The following is a 15,501-nucleotide window of genomic DNA, read 5'->3' as shown; positions in this document are numbered from 1 at the left end:
TCAGAGGGAAAGCGCGGCTTCCTTGATGTCGTCGGCGGTCCGCCCCTGGTGCACGACGGCGTGGACGGCAACCAGCAGCGGAAGGTCGTCGATCAGCCGCGGGTGGCGCTGCTGGACGAATCGCAGGGCGAACTCGACGGCGGGCACGCCCTCCACGGTCTGTTCGGCGGCGGTCATCTCGGCGAGGGCCTCGTCGGCACGCTCGCCGCCGCCGATCCGCATCCCGTACACCTTGTTGCGCCCGGACAGGCCGGTGACCTCCAGGTCACCCGCACCCGCCAGCCCGAGGGCGGTCCACGGGTCGGCCCCCTCGGCGTCGAGGAGCAGCCGCAGCTCCGCCAAGGCCCGCGCGAAGGCGGCGGCCTTGAGGTCGTGGAAGGGCTGGTCGCCCAGCTCGCTCATCCCGTCCGCGATTCCGAGGGCGATGGCGTAGACGTTCTTGAGGGCCGCGCACAGCTCGACGCCGTCGCGGTCGGTGGTGTGGGCGACGCGGTACTGGCGGGTGGTGGCCATCCGGGCCCAGCGCTCGGGGGCCTCGGCGGCGGCGAAGATCGGGGCGGTGGGGTGGCGGGAGGCCACCTCGTTGGCCTTGCAGGGTCCGCCTATCGCGACGATCGGCGGGACGCGGGTCGTTTCCTGCGCGAGCACCTCCTCCATCACCTGCGGCAGCAGCTGGACGCGTCCCGACCCGTCGGGGGCGAATCCCTTGGACGTGAGCCAGACGGCACGCACGTCCGTGAGGAAGGGCGCCGCCAGGCGGGTGATGTCCACCACGCCGGGCGAGGAGACGGCCAGCACGACGACGTCGGCGCCGGCCATGGCGACGTCGATGTCGGAGGAGAGGTAGGAGGTGACCTCGGGGGGCACCACCACCCCGGTGCGGGGGTGCGGATCCCCGGCCCGGACGGCGGCGACGAGGTGGTCGTCCAGGTGGGTGCCCCACAGCCTGACCCGGTGTCCGGCATCGATCAGTGGAGTGGCGATGGCCGATCCCATGGCCCCTGCGCCGAGAATCGTGATGGTGCTCATCAAAACCCCTTTGTGTGATTCACAACCACAGATGTGTGGATGCTATCACAAACTACGTGGCCTGGACCATGGTTTCCCACGACTCCTGCGGTACCGTGAGGCGAGGGAGGCAGCCATGGCAACCACGCGCCGAGGACGCGGCAGCGCCGCCGGCCAGCGGCAGCGGCAGCGCGCCATCCAGGAGTTCGTCAGCGAGGCCGGGAGCCGCACCGTCGAGGAGATCGCCCGCTTCGCGTCGGTGTCGGCCATGACCGTCTACCGCGACCTCGGGGAGCTGGAGCGCCTGGGATTGCTGCGACGGGTCAAGGGGGTGGTAACGGCCGCCGCCTCGAACCTGCAGGAGGCCTCGTCGCGCCACCGGGTGGGCCAGGACGTCGACGTCAAGCAGCGGCTCGGCGAAGCGGCCCTGGAGTTCGTCGAGACGGGGTCGGCGATCATGCTCGACGACTCGTCGACGGGCCTGCCTCTGGCCCGGCTGCTGTCGCGCCGCACGCCGCTGACGGTGATCACCAACTATCAGCCCGTCGCCCGCGAACTGGAGGAAAACCCCGGCATCCGGTTGTTGATGACCGGCGGCGAGTACCTGGCCTGGGCGGATGCCCTGTTCGGTCCCATGGCCGTGCGCGCCATCCGGCGGATGCGGGCCGACGCGGTGTTCATGTCGGCCTCGGCCATCACCGACGGCGCCGCCTACCACCCCACGGAGGAAGCCGCCGAGGTGAAACGCGCCATGCTGGCCTCGTCGTCACTGCGGGTGCTCTACGTCGACCACAGCAAGTTCGATCGCCGGGCCCTCCACCGGGTGGCCCCGCTGACCGACTACGACGTGCTCATCCTGGACCGGGACACCCCGGAGGACCGTCTGGCCGCCCTACCCGACGGGATCAGGGTGGTCCGGGTCTGATTCGCTCCAAACCCGGCGGCTAGGGACCGGGTCATCCCCTGAAACACCCGGTTTTGCAGCACTCAACTCCCCAAATCACACCTGAAGCGGTCCTAACCGGCTTGAGTGCTGCAAAACCGGGTTCAGCCGCCGACCACCACCGCGCGGAGGTGCCCTAAGCTGGCTCGGTGATCGAGTTGACGGCACTGACCTGGGGCGTATTGATCACCGGGGCGTTGCTCGTCGGGATCGCGAAGACCGCGCTTCCCGGGCTCGCGACCTTCGTCGCCGCGATGTTCGCCGCCGTGCTGCCAGCCCGCGAGTCGACGGCGGTGCTGCTGGTGCTGTTGATGACCGGCGACCTCGTCGCGATCTGGGTCTACCGCCGGGACGCCGATTTCAGGACCCTGCTGCGCCTGGCACCCCCGGTGATCGCCGGCCTGGTACTGGGGGCGACGTTCCTGGCCTGGGCCGACAACACCACCATGCGACGCACCATCGGCGTCATCCTGCTGGCGTTGACGGCCCTGACCCTGTGGAGCATGCGGCGCGGCCTCGACGACGCCGCGCAGGGTGTGCCGGCGCGGATCGGTTACGGCGCCCTCGGGGGTTTCACGACGATGGCCGCGAACGCCGGCGGCCCCGTCATGACGCTGTACTTCCTGGCGGCCCGTTTCGACATGATCCGTTTCCTCGGCACCCAGGCGTGGTTCTTCTTCCTCATCAACGTGGCGAAGTTGCCGTTCTCGCTCGGTCTCGGGCTGCTGGGCGGCGAGATGCTGGTGCCGCTGCTGGTCCTGGCGCCCGTCGTGCTGCTGGGCACCTGGCTGGGTCGCGTGGTGATCCGCCGCATCGACGAGACGTGGTTCACTCGCGCCATCATCGCGCTGACCATCGTCTCATCGCTGTACCTGCTGCACTGACTGCACCGAGCCGCGGATCACCCGTAACCCGCACGACCACTCGTCACAGCGACATGTCGACCACCGCCCTGCCGGTGATCTGGCCGTCGTGGAGCTGCTGGTAGCCGGCGGCGACCTCGTCGAGCCCGTAGCGGCGGCTCACGATGTGCCGGTAGTCGATGACGCCGGCGGCGGCCATCCGCACCACCTCCGGCAGGTCGCGGCGGGTCCTGGCCCCGTAGGAACCGATGATCGACTGCGACCTGCGCACCGTGCGGTTGATCTCCACCTCCGCCTTCTGCACCCCGGCGCCCAGTCCGATCGGCACCATCCGGCCGCCGTCGCGCAGCACGTCGAGGGCGGTGAGCCACGTCTGCGGCCGCCCCAGCACCTCGAAGGCCACGTCGACGCCCCGGCCGCCCGTCAACTCCATCACGGCCTCGCGGGCGTTCACCTTCGCCGAGTTCACCGTGTCGGTGGCGCCCAGTTCGACGGCGGCCGCCAGTTTGTCGTCGGCGACGTCGATCGCAACGATCCGGCGGGCCCCGAACGCCTTGGCGATCTGGATCACGTTCGACCCGACACCGCCGGTGGCGACCACGGCCACGGTTTCGCCGTAGCGCAGGTCGGCGCCGCGCCGCACCGCGCCGTAGGCGGTCATGGCCGCGCAACCCAGGATCGCCCCCGCGACCGGGTCGACGCCGCCGGGTAGCTTCGCGACGGAGGTCGAGGGGATGACGCAGTACTCGGCCAGCCCTCCCATCGAGTACATCCAGATGGGGTTGCCGTCGAGGTCGAACAGGCGGGTGGTGTCGTCGTAGAGGCGGCCCTTGAGCCGGTTGAGGGAGAAGAACGGCTCGCACAGGTCGTCGCGACCGGCGGCGCAGGACTCGCACTGCCCGCAGGGCATCAGGAAGCCCCCGGCCACCCGGTCGCCGACGGCCAGCCCGGAGTGTTCGTTGTGGGACCCGATCTCCACCACCTCGCCCGCCACCTCGTGGCCCAGGACGCAGGGGGTGGGGAAGGCGATTGCCCCGCTGATGACGTGCAGGTCGGAATGGCACATTCCGCAGGCGGAGACCTTGACCAGCACCTCGCCGGTCCTGGGCCGCGGGGTGCGGATGGTTTCCACCTTCATGCCGTCGGCGACGTCTCGCAGGACGGCAGCTCTCATCGTCTCGGGGATGGTTGGGGTCATTGGGATCACAGCTCCTTCGCTACTTCCCGACTGGGGTTCGAAAGATGCTACGCCCGTCAACAAAAAACGTCTAGACAAATTGGGGATTTGTTCGCTCTGAACGCATGAGATGCACACCTGCCCACCCAACCGCGCCAAGAGTCCCGCCCACTCCACCCAAACCGAAACGCCAGCCTTGTGGGCGAACGCCTGCGCTGTAGCGCTGGCGGACGACGACAAGGCTGGCGTTCCCGGAGGGAAGGCTGGCACTCGGTGACAAGACCAGCGACTCACGGGACGGCTGGCCGCCGCACGGACGCGCCGGCCCTCACGACCCCCAGGTGGTGCGGCCCGTCACCTCCGGGACGTCGTGCCAGCGGCCGTCGGCGGCCGATGCGACGGCGGCCTCGTCGATCTCGGCGGCCGCCCAGCCGTCGGCCACGGACGGGGCGAGCTGCTCGCCGGTCAGCACCGACTCGATGAACTGCGCCGCCTCGACGGTCTTCATGTCGTCGAAGCCCATGGAGGTGCCCGCACCGGGCTGGAAGATGCTGAACGCCGGGAAGTCGGGGCCGGCCATCACGCGCGTGTAGCCCTGGAACTCCTGGTCGCGGCCCGCGCAGACGAACAGGTCGTTGAGGTGCTCGAAGTTCCACCGAAGCGACCCATCGGTCCCGTAGACCTCGACGACGTACTCGGCTCGCGGCCCCACCGCCACCCGGCTGGCCTCCATGGTCGCGACGGCCCCGCCTTCGAGGCGCGCCAGCACCGCGACCCAGTCCTCGTTCTCGACGGGGCCGAGCTCGTCGGAGACCTCCCAGCCGGAGTGCCCGATACCGGCCTTGGTGGGGATGGGACGTTCGGGGATGAACTGCGCCGACGTCGCGGTCACGGACTCGATGCGCCCGGCGAGGTACTGCACCAGGTCGGCGCCGTGGCTGAGGAGGTCGCCGATCACTCCGGAGCCGCCCTTGTCGCGGCTGTGACGCCAGGTCAGCGGCCCCTCGGGTGAGCTGCCGTAGTCGGCGATCAGCCAGCATCGCACGTTGGTGACGCGCCCGATCCGGCCGTCGCGGATGAGCTGCCGGGCGCGTTCGATGGCGGGCGTGTGGCGGTAGTTGAAACCGACGGCGGTGATCAGCCCAGCCGCCTCTGCCGCCTCGGCGATCTGGCGCGACTGCGCCGCCGAGACCCCCATGGGTTTCTCGATCCAGAACGGTTTCCCGGCGGCGACGGCGGCCAGGGCGATCTCGTGGTGCAGGAAGTTCGGGGAGCAGATGCTCACCACGTCGACCTCGGGATCGGCCAGCAGCTCGCGGTAGTCGGCGTGGGCCCGCTCGAACCCGAGGGCCGCGACGGCCTCGTCGCGGGCCGCCGCCACGGGGTCGCAGGCGGCGACGAGACGCACCTCGGCCCCCAGCCCCTGATAGCGCTCCGCCAGGGCGCGGTAGCTGCGTGCGTGCAGCCTGCCCATCCACCCGAGGCTGATGACCCCCACACCGATCCGCTTGCTCATGTTGTTCTCCCGACATCCGGGGGCCGGCCCCTACGGCGACCCACATGTCCGAACATACCAAGGGCCTCCTGTTGCGGATCCTTTGCCAAACCCAAACCCCGGCCACGGCAGGAAGCCAACCGCCCCCGCTGGTTCCCGCGCCGACCGGGCGAGGACGGATGACCGCCACGTTGATGTATGCGTACGCCGACATCGCCGGTAGGGTGGGTGGCGTGACCTCCACCATCGACGACGCCGACGCCCTGGCCCGCATCGTGCGTGCCACCCGCACACGGCGCCAACTCACCCAGGCCCAGCTCGCCGAGGCGGCCGGGGTGAGCAGGTTGTTCGTCATCGAGATCGAAAAGGGTCACCCCAGGGCGGAGATCGGCAAGGTGCTCACCCTGCTGGGCGCGCTGGGGCTGAGCACCCAGGTCATCACACCGCGAACCCGGTCTCTGGACGAGGCCGAGGTCGACGCGCTGCTCACCAGCCTGCTCGACCACGGATTGGAGCGGGTGGCGGCCGAACACCGGCCGGCCGTGGCCGCGGCGCTGCGTCGGATGCTGAACAGCGACCGGCCGGGCGTGGTGGCCCAGCACCTCACCCGCGGCAGCCGCCCCGAACGGTTCGGACAGCACTGGGACCACAAGCCGACCCTGCTGCGTGCCTTCGCCCGCGGGGGCCGGGTGGCCGACGAACACGCTCGCGACCGCCTGCGCCACCTGGGATCCGCCACCAGCCTGACGCGCACTCAGGTCGCCCGCCGGCTTCGCGACATGATGGAGGTCCTCGGCCTGGATGCGGCGGCCCTGGCCGAGGAGGCAGAACGACTGCGCGTGGCGGATCATGACGACCTGTTCGACCAGCCGGATACACGCGACCGGATCACACCCGCCAGTGTGAACCGGGTACTGGAGGGCGCGGCTCCCCTGCGGCCGGGACAGCTGGCCTTCATTCTCAGGGCCGCGCACATGGACGTGGGCCGGGTGCAAGGTAGTGGGGATGCTTGAGGTCCTGGAATGTTGGCTGCACGGCGATCACGTCGGACGCTTCGAAAGGCAGACCGGTCGCGCTGCCCGGTTGGTCTACGACGCCGACGCCACCCGGGTCGTCTCGCTGTCATTGCCGATCGGGTCGCGGCGACACACCGGCAACATCACCTTGAAGGACTGGAACGCTCTGGCCGTCGACTGCGACCTGGAGCCGGACCACGTGGTGAACATCGTCAGCGATGTCAACCAGCGCCTGTCCTCCCAGCTCGAACCGGCCTTCGGAGAGTTTGCCGCCCGGCACTCGAACCTGGGCAAGGCCGTGAGGCAGATGCAGCGCTACATGGCGAGGAACATCTGATCCGCGCCAACCCGGCGGACGGGGTGCCGTCGTCGAGGTCGTCGACCGGCCCCTCCTGCCGGGCGGCGGTCAACCGCTCGGCGGTGCAGGAGGGGCAGGCCATGACGTCACCTCATCGCCGCAGGGCAGTCGAACAGGTCCACGCGCGCCGGGGCCGTCACCCGCAGGATGTGCGCCGGCAGGCCGTGCCAGTTCGCGTTGCCGTCGTCGCTGCGGAAGAACCGCTTGTCGCGGTGCAGCGACGGCAGGGTTCCCTCCCCGGGTGAGTCGAGCACATCGACGGTGGCCGGTTTCCAGTCGTCGCCGGGCGTGACGTCGGCGCGGCGCAGCCACAGGCCGGCGCACCGGTCGGTCTCCTCCCGCCACGCCGCCCAGTCGTTCCCGCCCCAGGCCCAGACGTGGCCGGTCGGGATGACGTGTTCGGGCGGTTCGGGCGCGAAATGCCAGCCGGTGTGATCGGCCCAGGCGTAGGCGGTGAACTCCCCTTCCGGGCGTGCCGTGAGGGGGCGCGCGAACCAGTCAGCCATTGTCGGTGTCCTTCCGCTTGAGGGAGCCGAAACCGCGGGTCGTGCCGCCGCCGATTCCGATGATCTGCTCGTCGAGGTCACGGGCGACGGCCCTGAGGAGGTCGCGTTCCTCGTCGGTGAGCGGCTGCAGCTCGTGGATGCGCAGGCTCAGGGTGGAGCCGGGCGGCAGGTACTGCACCGAGTACAGCGACCCGTGCGATGCCTCCGCCGTCATCTGCGAGTTCATCAGGCTGCCGCCGGAGATGCGGTCGATCGCGACCTGCGTCAGGCACGGCAGCCCCTCCGGTTCGGGGGTGGTGCCGTCGGGCAGCTGCACCGGCGACGACTCGAACCGCAGGATCCCGCGCGTCCCGCCGTCGAGGGATTCCCCCTCCGTCCGCGCCGACCCGAACAGCCGCTCGTCGATCCCTTTCACCTCCCGGCCGGTGACCTTCAGGATGTGTGCGATGCGGTGCCGGAAAATGCCGCGCCACGAGTCGGCGGGCATCTCGGTCCTGGTGCGCAGCACGTTGTTCTTGTCCGGGTCCGCATCCTGCGGGGGTTTGCCGTCGCCGATGTGCAGCGGGTCGACCGCCTCGAAGCGGTACTCGATCGAGGGCTTCGGCGACGGGGATTCGCCCTGCCGCGTCTCCCAGCCGGTCAGTTCGGCATCGGGTGCGAGGCAGGCGCGTCGTTCCTGGAGCCACCAGGTCAGGCCGGCGGGATCGCGGCGGTCGATGGTGCGGTGATGGATGGCGTGGAGGGTGCCCCAGCCCTGGTTCGATGTCCGTCGCCGACCAACGACCGGCCGCCACGTGGCCGCCAGGTCCAGGAAGGCGCCCAGTGTGGCGGTCTCGGCGTCGTCGCGGTCCCACAGCAGCCACCACTGCACCCGCGTGCCGCCGGGAATCACCTCGCGGGTGAACAGGTGGCCCCCTTTGGCGGCGCGCCGGTGGCCGTCGATGGCGACTCCCGTGACCTCTTCGGGCGCTTTCGCCTCGACGACGTTCGCGCCCAGGACCCGAAGCTGCGACGGCGACGTCTCCCCGCTCTTCTCGGCCCCCAGATAACGGGAGGCCGCCTCGCCGAGGTGGTCGCGCAGCCCGCCGACGAGGGAGGTCGCCGGCAGGTACACCGACCCGTCGGGTCGGCGCTGGATGGGCGCCTGGACCGCATCCTCGCCTGTGGTCCCGGAGCGCGTGAACGCGCCGATCGCCCAGGGGGTGTCGATGGTGAGGTCGAACCGCATCAAGGTCGCGTAGCGGGGCATCACTTCCTCCTCTTGTTCCTGCTCTTCTTTTTGCTGCCCGACCGCAACAACCCGGCCAGTTGCCTCAGCTGCCGTGGCTCCAGGGCCAGGATCTCCCGGAGCTTGTCGTGGAACTGGGGCGGGGCTTTGGCGAGCACCAGGTCGAGGTTGCGCTGGGTTTTTTCCTCAGACACCTCGCTGGTGTCCGAGAGGTTGATACAGGCCATCCGCAGCAACGACTTGTACTCGCCCCAACTCTTGTGTTTCCGCAGCTCGGCGCTCTCCTGGTCCCACCACTGTTCGGTGACCTCAAAAGGAGGCCGGTTGGTCGGCTCCCAGCCGGTGAGCGCAAGCTGGCCGTAGCCGTCGATGCGGCGCCAGCCGATCCCGCATCGACGCAGCTGCCGCCAGCCGTCGGCGGTGAGGCCGTCGACGACGAAACTGACCCCTGGCGCGAATGCCCAGTCCGGCACCTTCGGCAGGTTGCTGCGCCCGTGCCAGCCGGTCACCAGTTCGCTGCGCACCCACTCGGGGTGGGGGCACAGCGTCAGGTTGTCGCCGCTGACCCGCTGCAGCTCACGCTCGACGTCTTCGAGGTCCAGGCTCGGCGCACCCCACTCGTTGGTGATGATCGCGGGGCTGGTCAGGTGGATGGCAACGGGGCGGTCGTGCCACGTCAACGGCTTCTCCTCCAGCGGCGCGACGGCGGCGCGAGCACGACCCCGGTCCTGAGACCGGCCCTGACCGATCCGGACGGTGGCGTCGTGGAGCCAGGAGAGGTCAGCACTGGTCTCGATCTCGGCGATGCAGCGCGTGCCCTTTCCGATGTAGTCGCGGGAGTACAGCCGCCCTTCTTTGGCGGTCTCGTTTGCCTCCAGCTCGACGCGGCCGCGCCGCACTGGGTCGGGCAGGTCCGTCCAGCCGGGCTTGGCCGTCAGCGGGCCCCCGCAGCGCGGGCACACCCCGACGTCCGGGGCATCACCTGAGGCGACGGACAGCGCACGGTCGTAGACGACCTCCCCGCATTCGGTCGTGGCGCGGTACTTGCAGGTGACCTCGGAGGTGGTCCGCAGTCCCGCTCCTTCGGGGACGGCCTGGGTGACGAGGAGGTCGTCGTCGAACAGAGCGGCGAAGTCGGCGGCGGAATCGCACCCGCGCCACCACAGCGCTGCCAGGGCGCCCCGCAGCGTGGCTCCGGGAATCACCCGCTGGGTGGTGGTGTGGAACAACGCCTCGTTGCCGATCCCGACGCTGAACGGCGTTTCGAAACGCAGTGTCAGCTGGTATCTCACGACTCCTCCTTCACGGCCAGCAGAGTGCGACTGTCGTCGTCGGTCCAGGGCTCCGCATCGCGGATCGTGACCCAGCCGAAACCGCGCCGCCGGTTCAGCCCGATGCTCACGATGTCGCGGGCCGCGGCCCGCAACACCAGGACGTGCAGCTTCGGGGAATCGCCCCGGCCGTCCCAGGCGACGGTGAACTCGCCCCTGGCGGCCCAGCACTGTTGGCCCGCAACGAGGGCACGTTCCTCGGCGCGGCCGTTCTCGTCGACGCGCACCCGGTTCCACAGCGACGGCTCGACGCCGTGCTTCAGCGACCCGGTGCCGACGCGTTCCACGGCGACGTCGGAGAAGATCCAGTCACTGCCTTTGCGGGCCGTCCCGAACACTTCGCCCACGAGGGTTTTCGGCAGGCCGAGCCAGTGCAGCGCGTGGGCGCGCAGCAGCCCCTTGACCGCGGAGCTGGGGAACGGGGTTTCCTCGTCGATCGTGTGGTCCAGGCCGTCGAGGGCCTTGCCGGAGCTGATCACGAACGGTGTTAGGAACTCCACTTCGAATTTCAGGCTCATTCCTGACCCTCCTTGGTTTCCTCGACGACCGGCCACCAGCGGGCGCGGTCCAGGTCGGCGCGGATCTGGTCCTCGGAGCTCTGCTCCAGGTATTCGACGATGCCCCGCTTGGTGCGCGTGGCCCAGGCGACGGTGTCCCGTCCCGCATCGAGTTCCTGCTTCAGGGCACTGCGGGCGCTGGGGCCGAGGCCTCGCAGGACGTGGCCCTCGCGCAGTTCTCGGGAGGCCCGCTCGGTGTCGATGACGTTGCGTTCCAGCGCCTTGTGGTCGGCGGTGGTGTCGGCCCAGGCGATGTACGACTTCTCGCCCTTGCCCGTCTTCTTGGCGATCCTCTCCATCTTCTCGGCCAGTTCCCGGGCCCCCGCGAACGGCGCCTTGTAGTGGGTGAAGACCATGCCGACTCCGAGGCTGGCCTGCTTCGCAGCCTCCCTGACTTCCTCGAACTGCGGGTTGGTGCCACACACGTCGTCGACGCGACTTCGGAACTCGGACTCGAATGCCTCGGCGAGGGTTACCGCCCACAGCCAGGCGAACCGGCCGGCGACGCTGGCCATGACGTCGTCGCCTCCGATGTAGTGCAGGACATCGGGACAGAATTTGGGGTTCGCCATCGCGGTGATGACGGCCTCGCGGGCCTGCCGGGCGGCCTCCTGGGTGGCGTCGTCGAGGGCTTTTGACAAGGCCCTGTGTGCCTGCGGATTTTTCAGCTGGGCGACCTTCTTGAAGAAGTCGCCCATGCGGTTGCCGTCGGCGAGGATCAACGCCAGGTGGTTGTCGGCGTCGCGGCGACCCATCGCGCGGACGGGGTGGGCGTCTTCTCCCGGCTCTTCGATCTTCGTTAGGTGTTCGAACATCTCAGGCTCCGCAACGCCGTCTTCGCGAGGTTTCAGCGTGTCCTTCCACTGCTTGAAGGCCTCCCGCCGCACGACGCAGTCGGCGCCGTAGCTGTCCTTGCCTTCGGGGACGGCCACCAAGACCTCGGCGGATTCCTCGTGGCAGCCCTCGCATTCGGTGAGCATCGGCAGCCGGCGCGCCGACGGCACCCGGTGCCGCACCCGCGTACAGCGCTGCCCACCACCCGTGGCCTGGTAGGCCTCGACGTAGCTGTCGGCCTTGTACACCCAGGCGTTCCACTCCAGCCCGGGAAGGCCCTGGGCGACCACCATCAGGGCCGCGTCGACGACGTCATCGGTGACCGGTTCGTCGGATTCCAGGACGACGACACCGGCGATGTCGGGCACCTCGTCGCTCAGGCGAAGTTCCTCGGGGAGTCTGCTGCTGAGATGGTCTCGGGAGGTGCGGGTGGTGAGGGCCTGGGAAGCGCCCTTGGTCAGGGCCAGGCGCGGGGTACGGGCGATCCATTGCTGGATTCGTTTCGCCCCGATCACGACGTAGGTTGTCACTTCGCGCTCCAATCGCTCTGGTCGTGGTCGGTGATCTCCGGCATCGGTTTCCAGGCTCCGGGTTTCCAGCTCACCTTCCGATTCTTGGATTGGGCCGGGCCGCCGAAGTCCTTGAAGAACTTGAAGGACTCGTCGAACTCCTTGGAACCGAACTGCCTCCATGGCTGGGTGGTCGGGTAGGTGACCTTCCACCAGTTCTCGCCCAGCCCGTCGAGACGGAGCACCTTCCGGGCGCCCTCGTGTACGGCGTCGAGGTCGCCGCAGCGGGTCCTCACCTCCGCGGGATCGATGACGAACTTCTCCAGCGGGATCTCTGCTTTGTCGCCGTAACGGGCGGCAACCGTCGTGATCCTCGCGGCGGTGATCTCGGCGGTCACCGACCCCAGGCCGAGCGGCTTGCCGCGCCCAAGGTGCAGGGCGAACTCGCCGTCGCCGAGGAGGCGTCCGGGCTGGAGCGCCGCGAGCAGCGATGCGACGCCGAACTGATCCAGGCCGTCGAATGTGATCGTCTGCCGGAACGTGCCGCCCGTGACCAGCTGGGCTTTGGTGCACATTTCGGCGCCGTGGTGCTCGCGCTTCAGGTGCCGGCCGGGGACATCCCCGACGCCCTGGGTGTGTTGCAGGTGATCGAGCTGGCGTTCCGGGTTGGAGTGCCAGTAGAACTTGCGGCCCCGCAGCTGGCGCTTCGGCGTGCCGTCGCTGTCCCAGCGGCTCCAGCGCTCATCGCGCGAGGCCGGGGCGGCCTCCGGCGACTTGGGTTCGAGGTAGGTCAGGCCTGCACCCAGGTGAGGCTGCCCGAGCGGGGCCAAGGTCACTTCACGCCCTTGAAGATCGACGCCGACCGCCGCCCCGAAACGGACGTGCGCGGCGTAGGAGCGCTGGTCGCCCTCGCGGCGGCGCTCATCGGTGTCGGCCTTGTCGTTGAGGGTGTCGGCCGACCCGAACACCGAACACGACGGGCACAGTCGCAGATTCTCGTCGTCGCACGGATGGGTCTCCTTCGGGATGCGGCCTCCCAGGCACTCCTTGGACCGCTCGCGCCAGAACTGACTCAGCTTGATGGCGATGACCTTGCCGTTAAGCACCTTCACCCAGATGACGCTGCCGGGCTCGAGCGCGTGCTTGTTGCCGCGCGCCTGCCCAAGCTTCGTCTTCCCGCGGAACACGTCGATCCACCGCTCACCGTCGGGGCGGGCCTCCATCATCGCCCAGCTGAAGTCGCGTTTGGCCTGCGACGAGATGGTCGCGCGCTCCCGGGTCAGTTTTCCCAGCGACCAGTACCACTTGGCGCGTGCAGTCTTGTTCTTGTTCGCGACCTTGTCCTTGACCTTGACTTCCCTGGGGCGCGCACCTTCCTTGGTGATCAGCACGACATAGCAGCCGGCCAGGTCCTCGTACCCGCTGACCTCAGCTGGGCGCTGCAGTACTTGGAACCGCTCCGCCACCCGCCGCTCCGGTTTCTCCTTCCAATCGTCGTCGGAGTTGACGGCGATGACGTCGCCGGTCCTGGCGCGATCCCCAACACGCTCGCAGAGGGCCTTCGAATCGATCGAGGAGCGTCGCTTCGGATCCTCCTTCTCGCACAGCAGGACCTCGTCTTCACTGAGGACGACGGCCATCCGCCAGTCTTTGAGAGCGTCCATGTTGGGCAGCTGCCGGTAGGTGGGGCGGTAGCCCAGGTCGACCTGACGCAGACAGCCGCCGAACAGCATCTCGTGGGTACTGCGGACCGCACCCTTGATGGAACTGCCGGGGATGCGGACGTCGCCACCGATGCTGCCCCACTCCTCCATCGGGATGGCGATCGGAGATTGGATGTGCCACGTGACCTCCAGCGCGCCGACGTAGCGTTCCCGCGCCTCATCGGGGCCGGGGTCGTGCCCGGGTGGCTGTCTGCGCACCACCTTCCGGGGTAACGGCACGAACGTGTAGGGGTTGACGAAATCAGTCACGCGTTTCTCCTTCCACACGTGTTGTTTTGCTGGGTCGAGCGACCTTGTCGAAGACCTCGATAATGGGGCCGTGCGGCATGCCCGCGGCCACACGCAGCACCTTCTGGTAGCGCTGCCTGGCCACGAGCGGATTCTGGGTCAGCTCGTAGAGCACACAGTTGAGGGTGTTGGTTCGCCTCGCGACCAGCGGCGCCAGCGACACCGCTGCCGACCATGCAATGTGCAGTTCCCTGCCTGCACCGCGTTTGCGCAGCTCGTTCGCGATCTCCTTGGCCAGGCGGGCGCCCTCGTTGGACGGGTAGAAGTGGTCGCCGCTGCCCTCGATGACGATCTCGAAACTTTCGTCGCAGGTGGCCTTGAGTTCGTCGAAGGGCTGTTGGTTCTGGCCGTTCTGGTTGCGGATCAGGACGGCGACGCGGTGCAAGCGGTCGGCTTCCTGGAGTGAAGGATCCTGGGGTGTGTGCTCGGCGAACGACCCCGCGACCGCGTGGAACGTCTTCTGGTCGTCGCTGCGGCTGGCGTCGGTCCACTCGTTGCCCTGCAGGTCGATGACGCGCAGGCCGCCCTGCCGGGTGATCGGCAGGGCGGTGCCGAGTGCCCAGCCGAGGCTGAAGTGACCGCCACCGGTCAGCGTCACACCACTCACGCCGTGGGCATAGAGGGCATCGACCATGATCGGCAGCGTCTCCTTCAGGTACCGGTAATCCTCAACGGCGGGGATGCCGGTGTCCGGGTCCTGGCGCAGCCGGATGGCGAGGTCGTGCTCGCGACCGAGACGGGTGGTGCCGGAACGGCGCGTGTAGGCGTCGGGGATCGGGCGGGTCTGTGTCTGGATGGTGATCTCACCGTCACCGATCCCCTGGTCGCCGAACAACCACCCGAGGGCACTGGAGATCGCCGCGACGACACCCGTGGGCAGGCCGATCGGCAGGTACCGCTCCGCCGGTCTCATGAGATGCCCGAGCCTGCAGTGGAGGAGGTCCCGGTACAGCTGACGGCACTCACCGAGACCGTACTGCTTCAGCTTCTCCAGCGGCTGGCCGGTGGTGTTCAGCAGCCGGTCGGGAGCCGACACGTCGATGGCCTCATCCGATCGCCCACACCCGCCGAGCAGGTGATCGGCAGGAGCATCGTCGGTTGAGGGTTGCCCGGCATCCACGCCGTCTCCCTGCGACCGGCCGTCGCCGGAGGCCGTCTCGTCCTGTTTGGGGATGGTGTTGAGGACGAGAAGACTGAAGTCGTGGGGTTCCTGCTCGAGTTTGAGCAGTTCCGGAAGCTCCTCAGCGGGGACGAACTGGCTCTGCTGGATCTCGGGCGTGACGATGAGAACGGCGGCAGCGATACCTTCTTCGAAGGCCTCGTGAACGCGGCGGGCGGTCTCACCGGGGGGCAGATCAACGAGGTCACGCCAGGGCACGAGACCGCCGGCGCGCAGGAACCGGTCCAAACGCTTGGCGTGCTCGGTACCGTCGCTTTGTCGATACGAGATGAAAACCGGCCCGGTCGGGTCGTAGCGATTCCCGTGGGCGGTGCCGCATCTGTCTCCCATGATTCCTCCAAACCCGGCCCAGGACTCCGAAAGGCCGTCGTGAAGTACTGACGGACAGGCGACGACCATCTCGTCCCGCTCCCGCGGTCGCGCCCCTCCCCACGCTCGATTACCGCACCCCGAACGAACTCCATCAGAATTGGAAGCAACTGAT

At 68.8% G+C, this 15,501-nt stretch carries 14 protein-coding genes; 4 read left to right on the top strand and 10 right to left on the bottom strand.

The genetic code is table 11. The annotated features are described in order from the left end of the window. The gene (locus EL272_RS01205; RefSeq protein WP_061787318.1) at positions 1-1,029 is read right to left on the bottom strand and encodes an NAD(P)H-dependent glycerol-3-phosphate dehydrogenase; all 1,029 of its coding nucleotides are present in this window, start codon (positions 1,027-1,029) and stop codon (positions 1-3) included. A 115-nt stretch (positions 1,030-1,144) separates the two neighbouring features. Here EL272_RS01205 and EL272_RS01200 point away from each other — a divergent pair, with 115 nt between their 5' ends. Together EL272_RS01200 and EL272_RS01195 are read left to right on the top strand one after the other, a co-directional pair. Then, positions 1,145-1,933, top strand: a complete 789-nt coding sequence (locus EL272_RS01200) for a DeoR/GlpR family DNA-binding transcription regulator (RefSeq protein ID WP_061787319.1) — start codon at positions 1,145-1,147, stop codon at positions 1,931-1,933. A gap of 167 nt (positions 1,934-2,100) precedes the next feature. Further along, a complete protein-coding gene (locus EL272_RS01195; RefSeq protein ID WP_061787320.1) occupies positions 2,101-2,835 on the top strand; it encodes a sulfite exporter TauE/SafE family protein in 735 nt (244 codons plus the stop codon). A gap of 43 nt (positions 2,836-2,878) precedes the next feature. Here EL272_RS01195 and EL272_RS01190 read toward each other — a convergent pair whose 3' ends face one another. Next, complete coding sequence (locus EL272_RS01190; protein ID WP_014845384.1) at positions 2,879-4,012, bottom strand: zinc-binding dehydrogenase; 1,134 nt, start codon at positions 4,010-4,012, stop codon at positions 2,879-2,881. A 307-nt stretch (positions 4,013-4,319) separates the two neighbouring features. Beyond that, positions 4,320-5,507, bottom strand: a complete 1,188-nt coding sequence (locus EL272_RS01185) for a Gfo/Idh/MocA family protein (RefSeq protein WP_061787321.1) — start codon at positions 5,505-5,507, stop codon at positions 4,320-4,322. A gap of 158 nt (positions 5,508-5,665) precedes the next feature. Between EL272_RS01185 and EL272_RS01180 the strand changes: the two genes are divergently transcribed. Together EL272_RS01180 and EL272_RS01175 are read left to right on the top strand one after the other, a co-directional pair. Continuing rightward, positions 5,666-6,499, top strand: coding sequence for a helix-turn-helix domain-containing protein (locus tag EL272_RS01180; RefSeq protein ID WP_061787322.1), 834 nt, complete (start codon positions 5,666-5,668; stop codon positions 6,497-6,499). Next, the gene (locus EL272_RS01175; protein WP_061787323.1) at positions 6,492-6,839 is read left to right on the top strand and encodes a hypothetical protein; all 348 of its coding nucleotides are present in this window, start codon (positions 6,492-6,494) and stop codon (positions 6,837-6,839) included. The genes EL272_RS01180 and EL272_RS01175 overlap by 8 nt, the downstream gene beginning before the upstream one ends. A 107-nt stretch (positions 6,840-6,946) precedes the next feature. On the opposite strand, the gene EL272_RS01170 is transcribed toward EL272_RS01175, so the two are convergent. Genes EL272_RS01170 through EL272_RS01140 form a run of 7 tightly spaced genes read right to left on the bottom strand, consistent with a single transcriptional unit; the run spans position 6,947 to position 15,347 of the window. Next, positions 6,947-7,366, bottom strand: coding sequence for a hypothetical protein (locus EL272_RS01170; RefSeq protein WP_061787324.1), 420 nt, complete (start codon positions 7,364-7,366; stop codon positions 6,947-6,949). Then, positions 7,359-8,615, bottom strand: coding sequence for an RAMP superfamily CRISPR-associated protein (locus EL272_RS01165; protein ID WP_061787325.1), 1,257 nt, complete (start codon positions 8,613-8,615; stop codon positions 7,359-7,361). The genes EL272_RS01170 and EL272_RS01165 overlap by 8 nt, the downstream gene beginning before the upstream one ends. Further along, positions 8,615-9,886, bottom strand: coding sequence for a hypothetical protein (locus tag EL272_RS01160; protein ID WP_061787326.1), 1,272 nt, complete (start codon positions 9,884-9,886; stop codon positions 8,615-8,617). The genes EL272_RS01165 and EL272_RS01160 overlap by 1 nt, the downstream gene beginning before the upstream one ends. Continuing rightward, positions 9,883-10,443, bottom strand: coding sequence for an RAMP superfamily CRISPR-associated protein (locus EL272_RS01155; RefSeq protein WP_061787327.1), 561 nt, complete (start codon positions 10,441-10,443; stop codon positions 9,883-9,885). The genes EL272_RS01160 and EL272_RS01155 overlap by 4 nt, the downstream gene beginning before the upstream one ends. Next, on the bottom strand, positions 10,440-11,846 hold the full coding sequence (locus EL272_RS01150; protein WP_061787328.1) for a Cas10/Cmr2 second palm domain-containing protein: 1,407 nt from the start codon (positions 11,844-11,846) through the stop codon (positions 10,440-10,442). The genes EL272_RS01155 and EL272_RS01150 overlap by 4 nt, the downstream gene beginning before the upstream one ends. Beyond that, positions 11,843-13,798, bottom strand: a complete 1,956-nt coding sequence (locus EL272_RS01145) for a TIGR03986 family type III CRISPR-associated RAMP protein (protein WP_061787329.1) — start codon at positions 13,796-13,798, stop codon at positions 11,843-11,845. The genes EL272_RS01150 and EL272_RS01145 overlap by 4 nt, the downstream gene beginning before the upstream one ends. Further along, the gene (locus tag EL272_RS01140; protein WP_061787330.1) at positions 13,791-15,347 is read right to left on the bottom strand and encodes an SAVED domain-containing protein; all 1,557 of its coding nucleotides are present in this window, start codon (positions 15,345-15,347) and stop codon (positions 13,791-13,793) included. Before EL272_RS01140 ends, EL272_RS01145 begins: the two co-directional genes overlap by 8 nt. Positions 15,348-15,501 lie beyond the last annotated feature (154 nt).

This window comes from Arachnia propionica (assembly GCF_900637725.1).
GTDB classification, from domain to species: Bacteria; Actinomycetota; Actinomycetes; order Propionibacteriales; family Propionibacteriaceae; genus Arachnia; species Arachnia propionica.
Note: the sequence above shows the minus strand (reverse complement) of the source record. Positions and strands in the feature narration are given on the sequence as shown.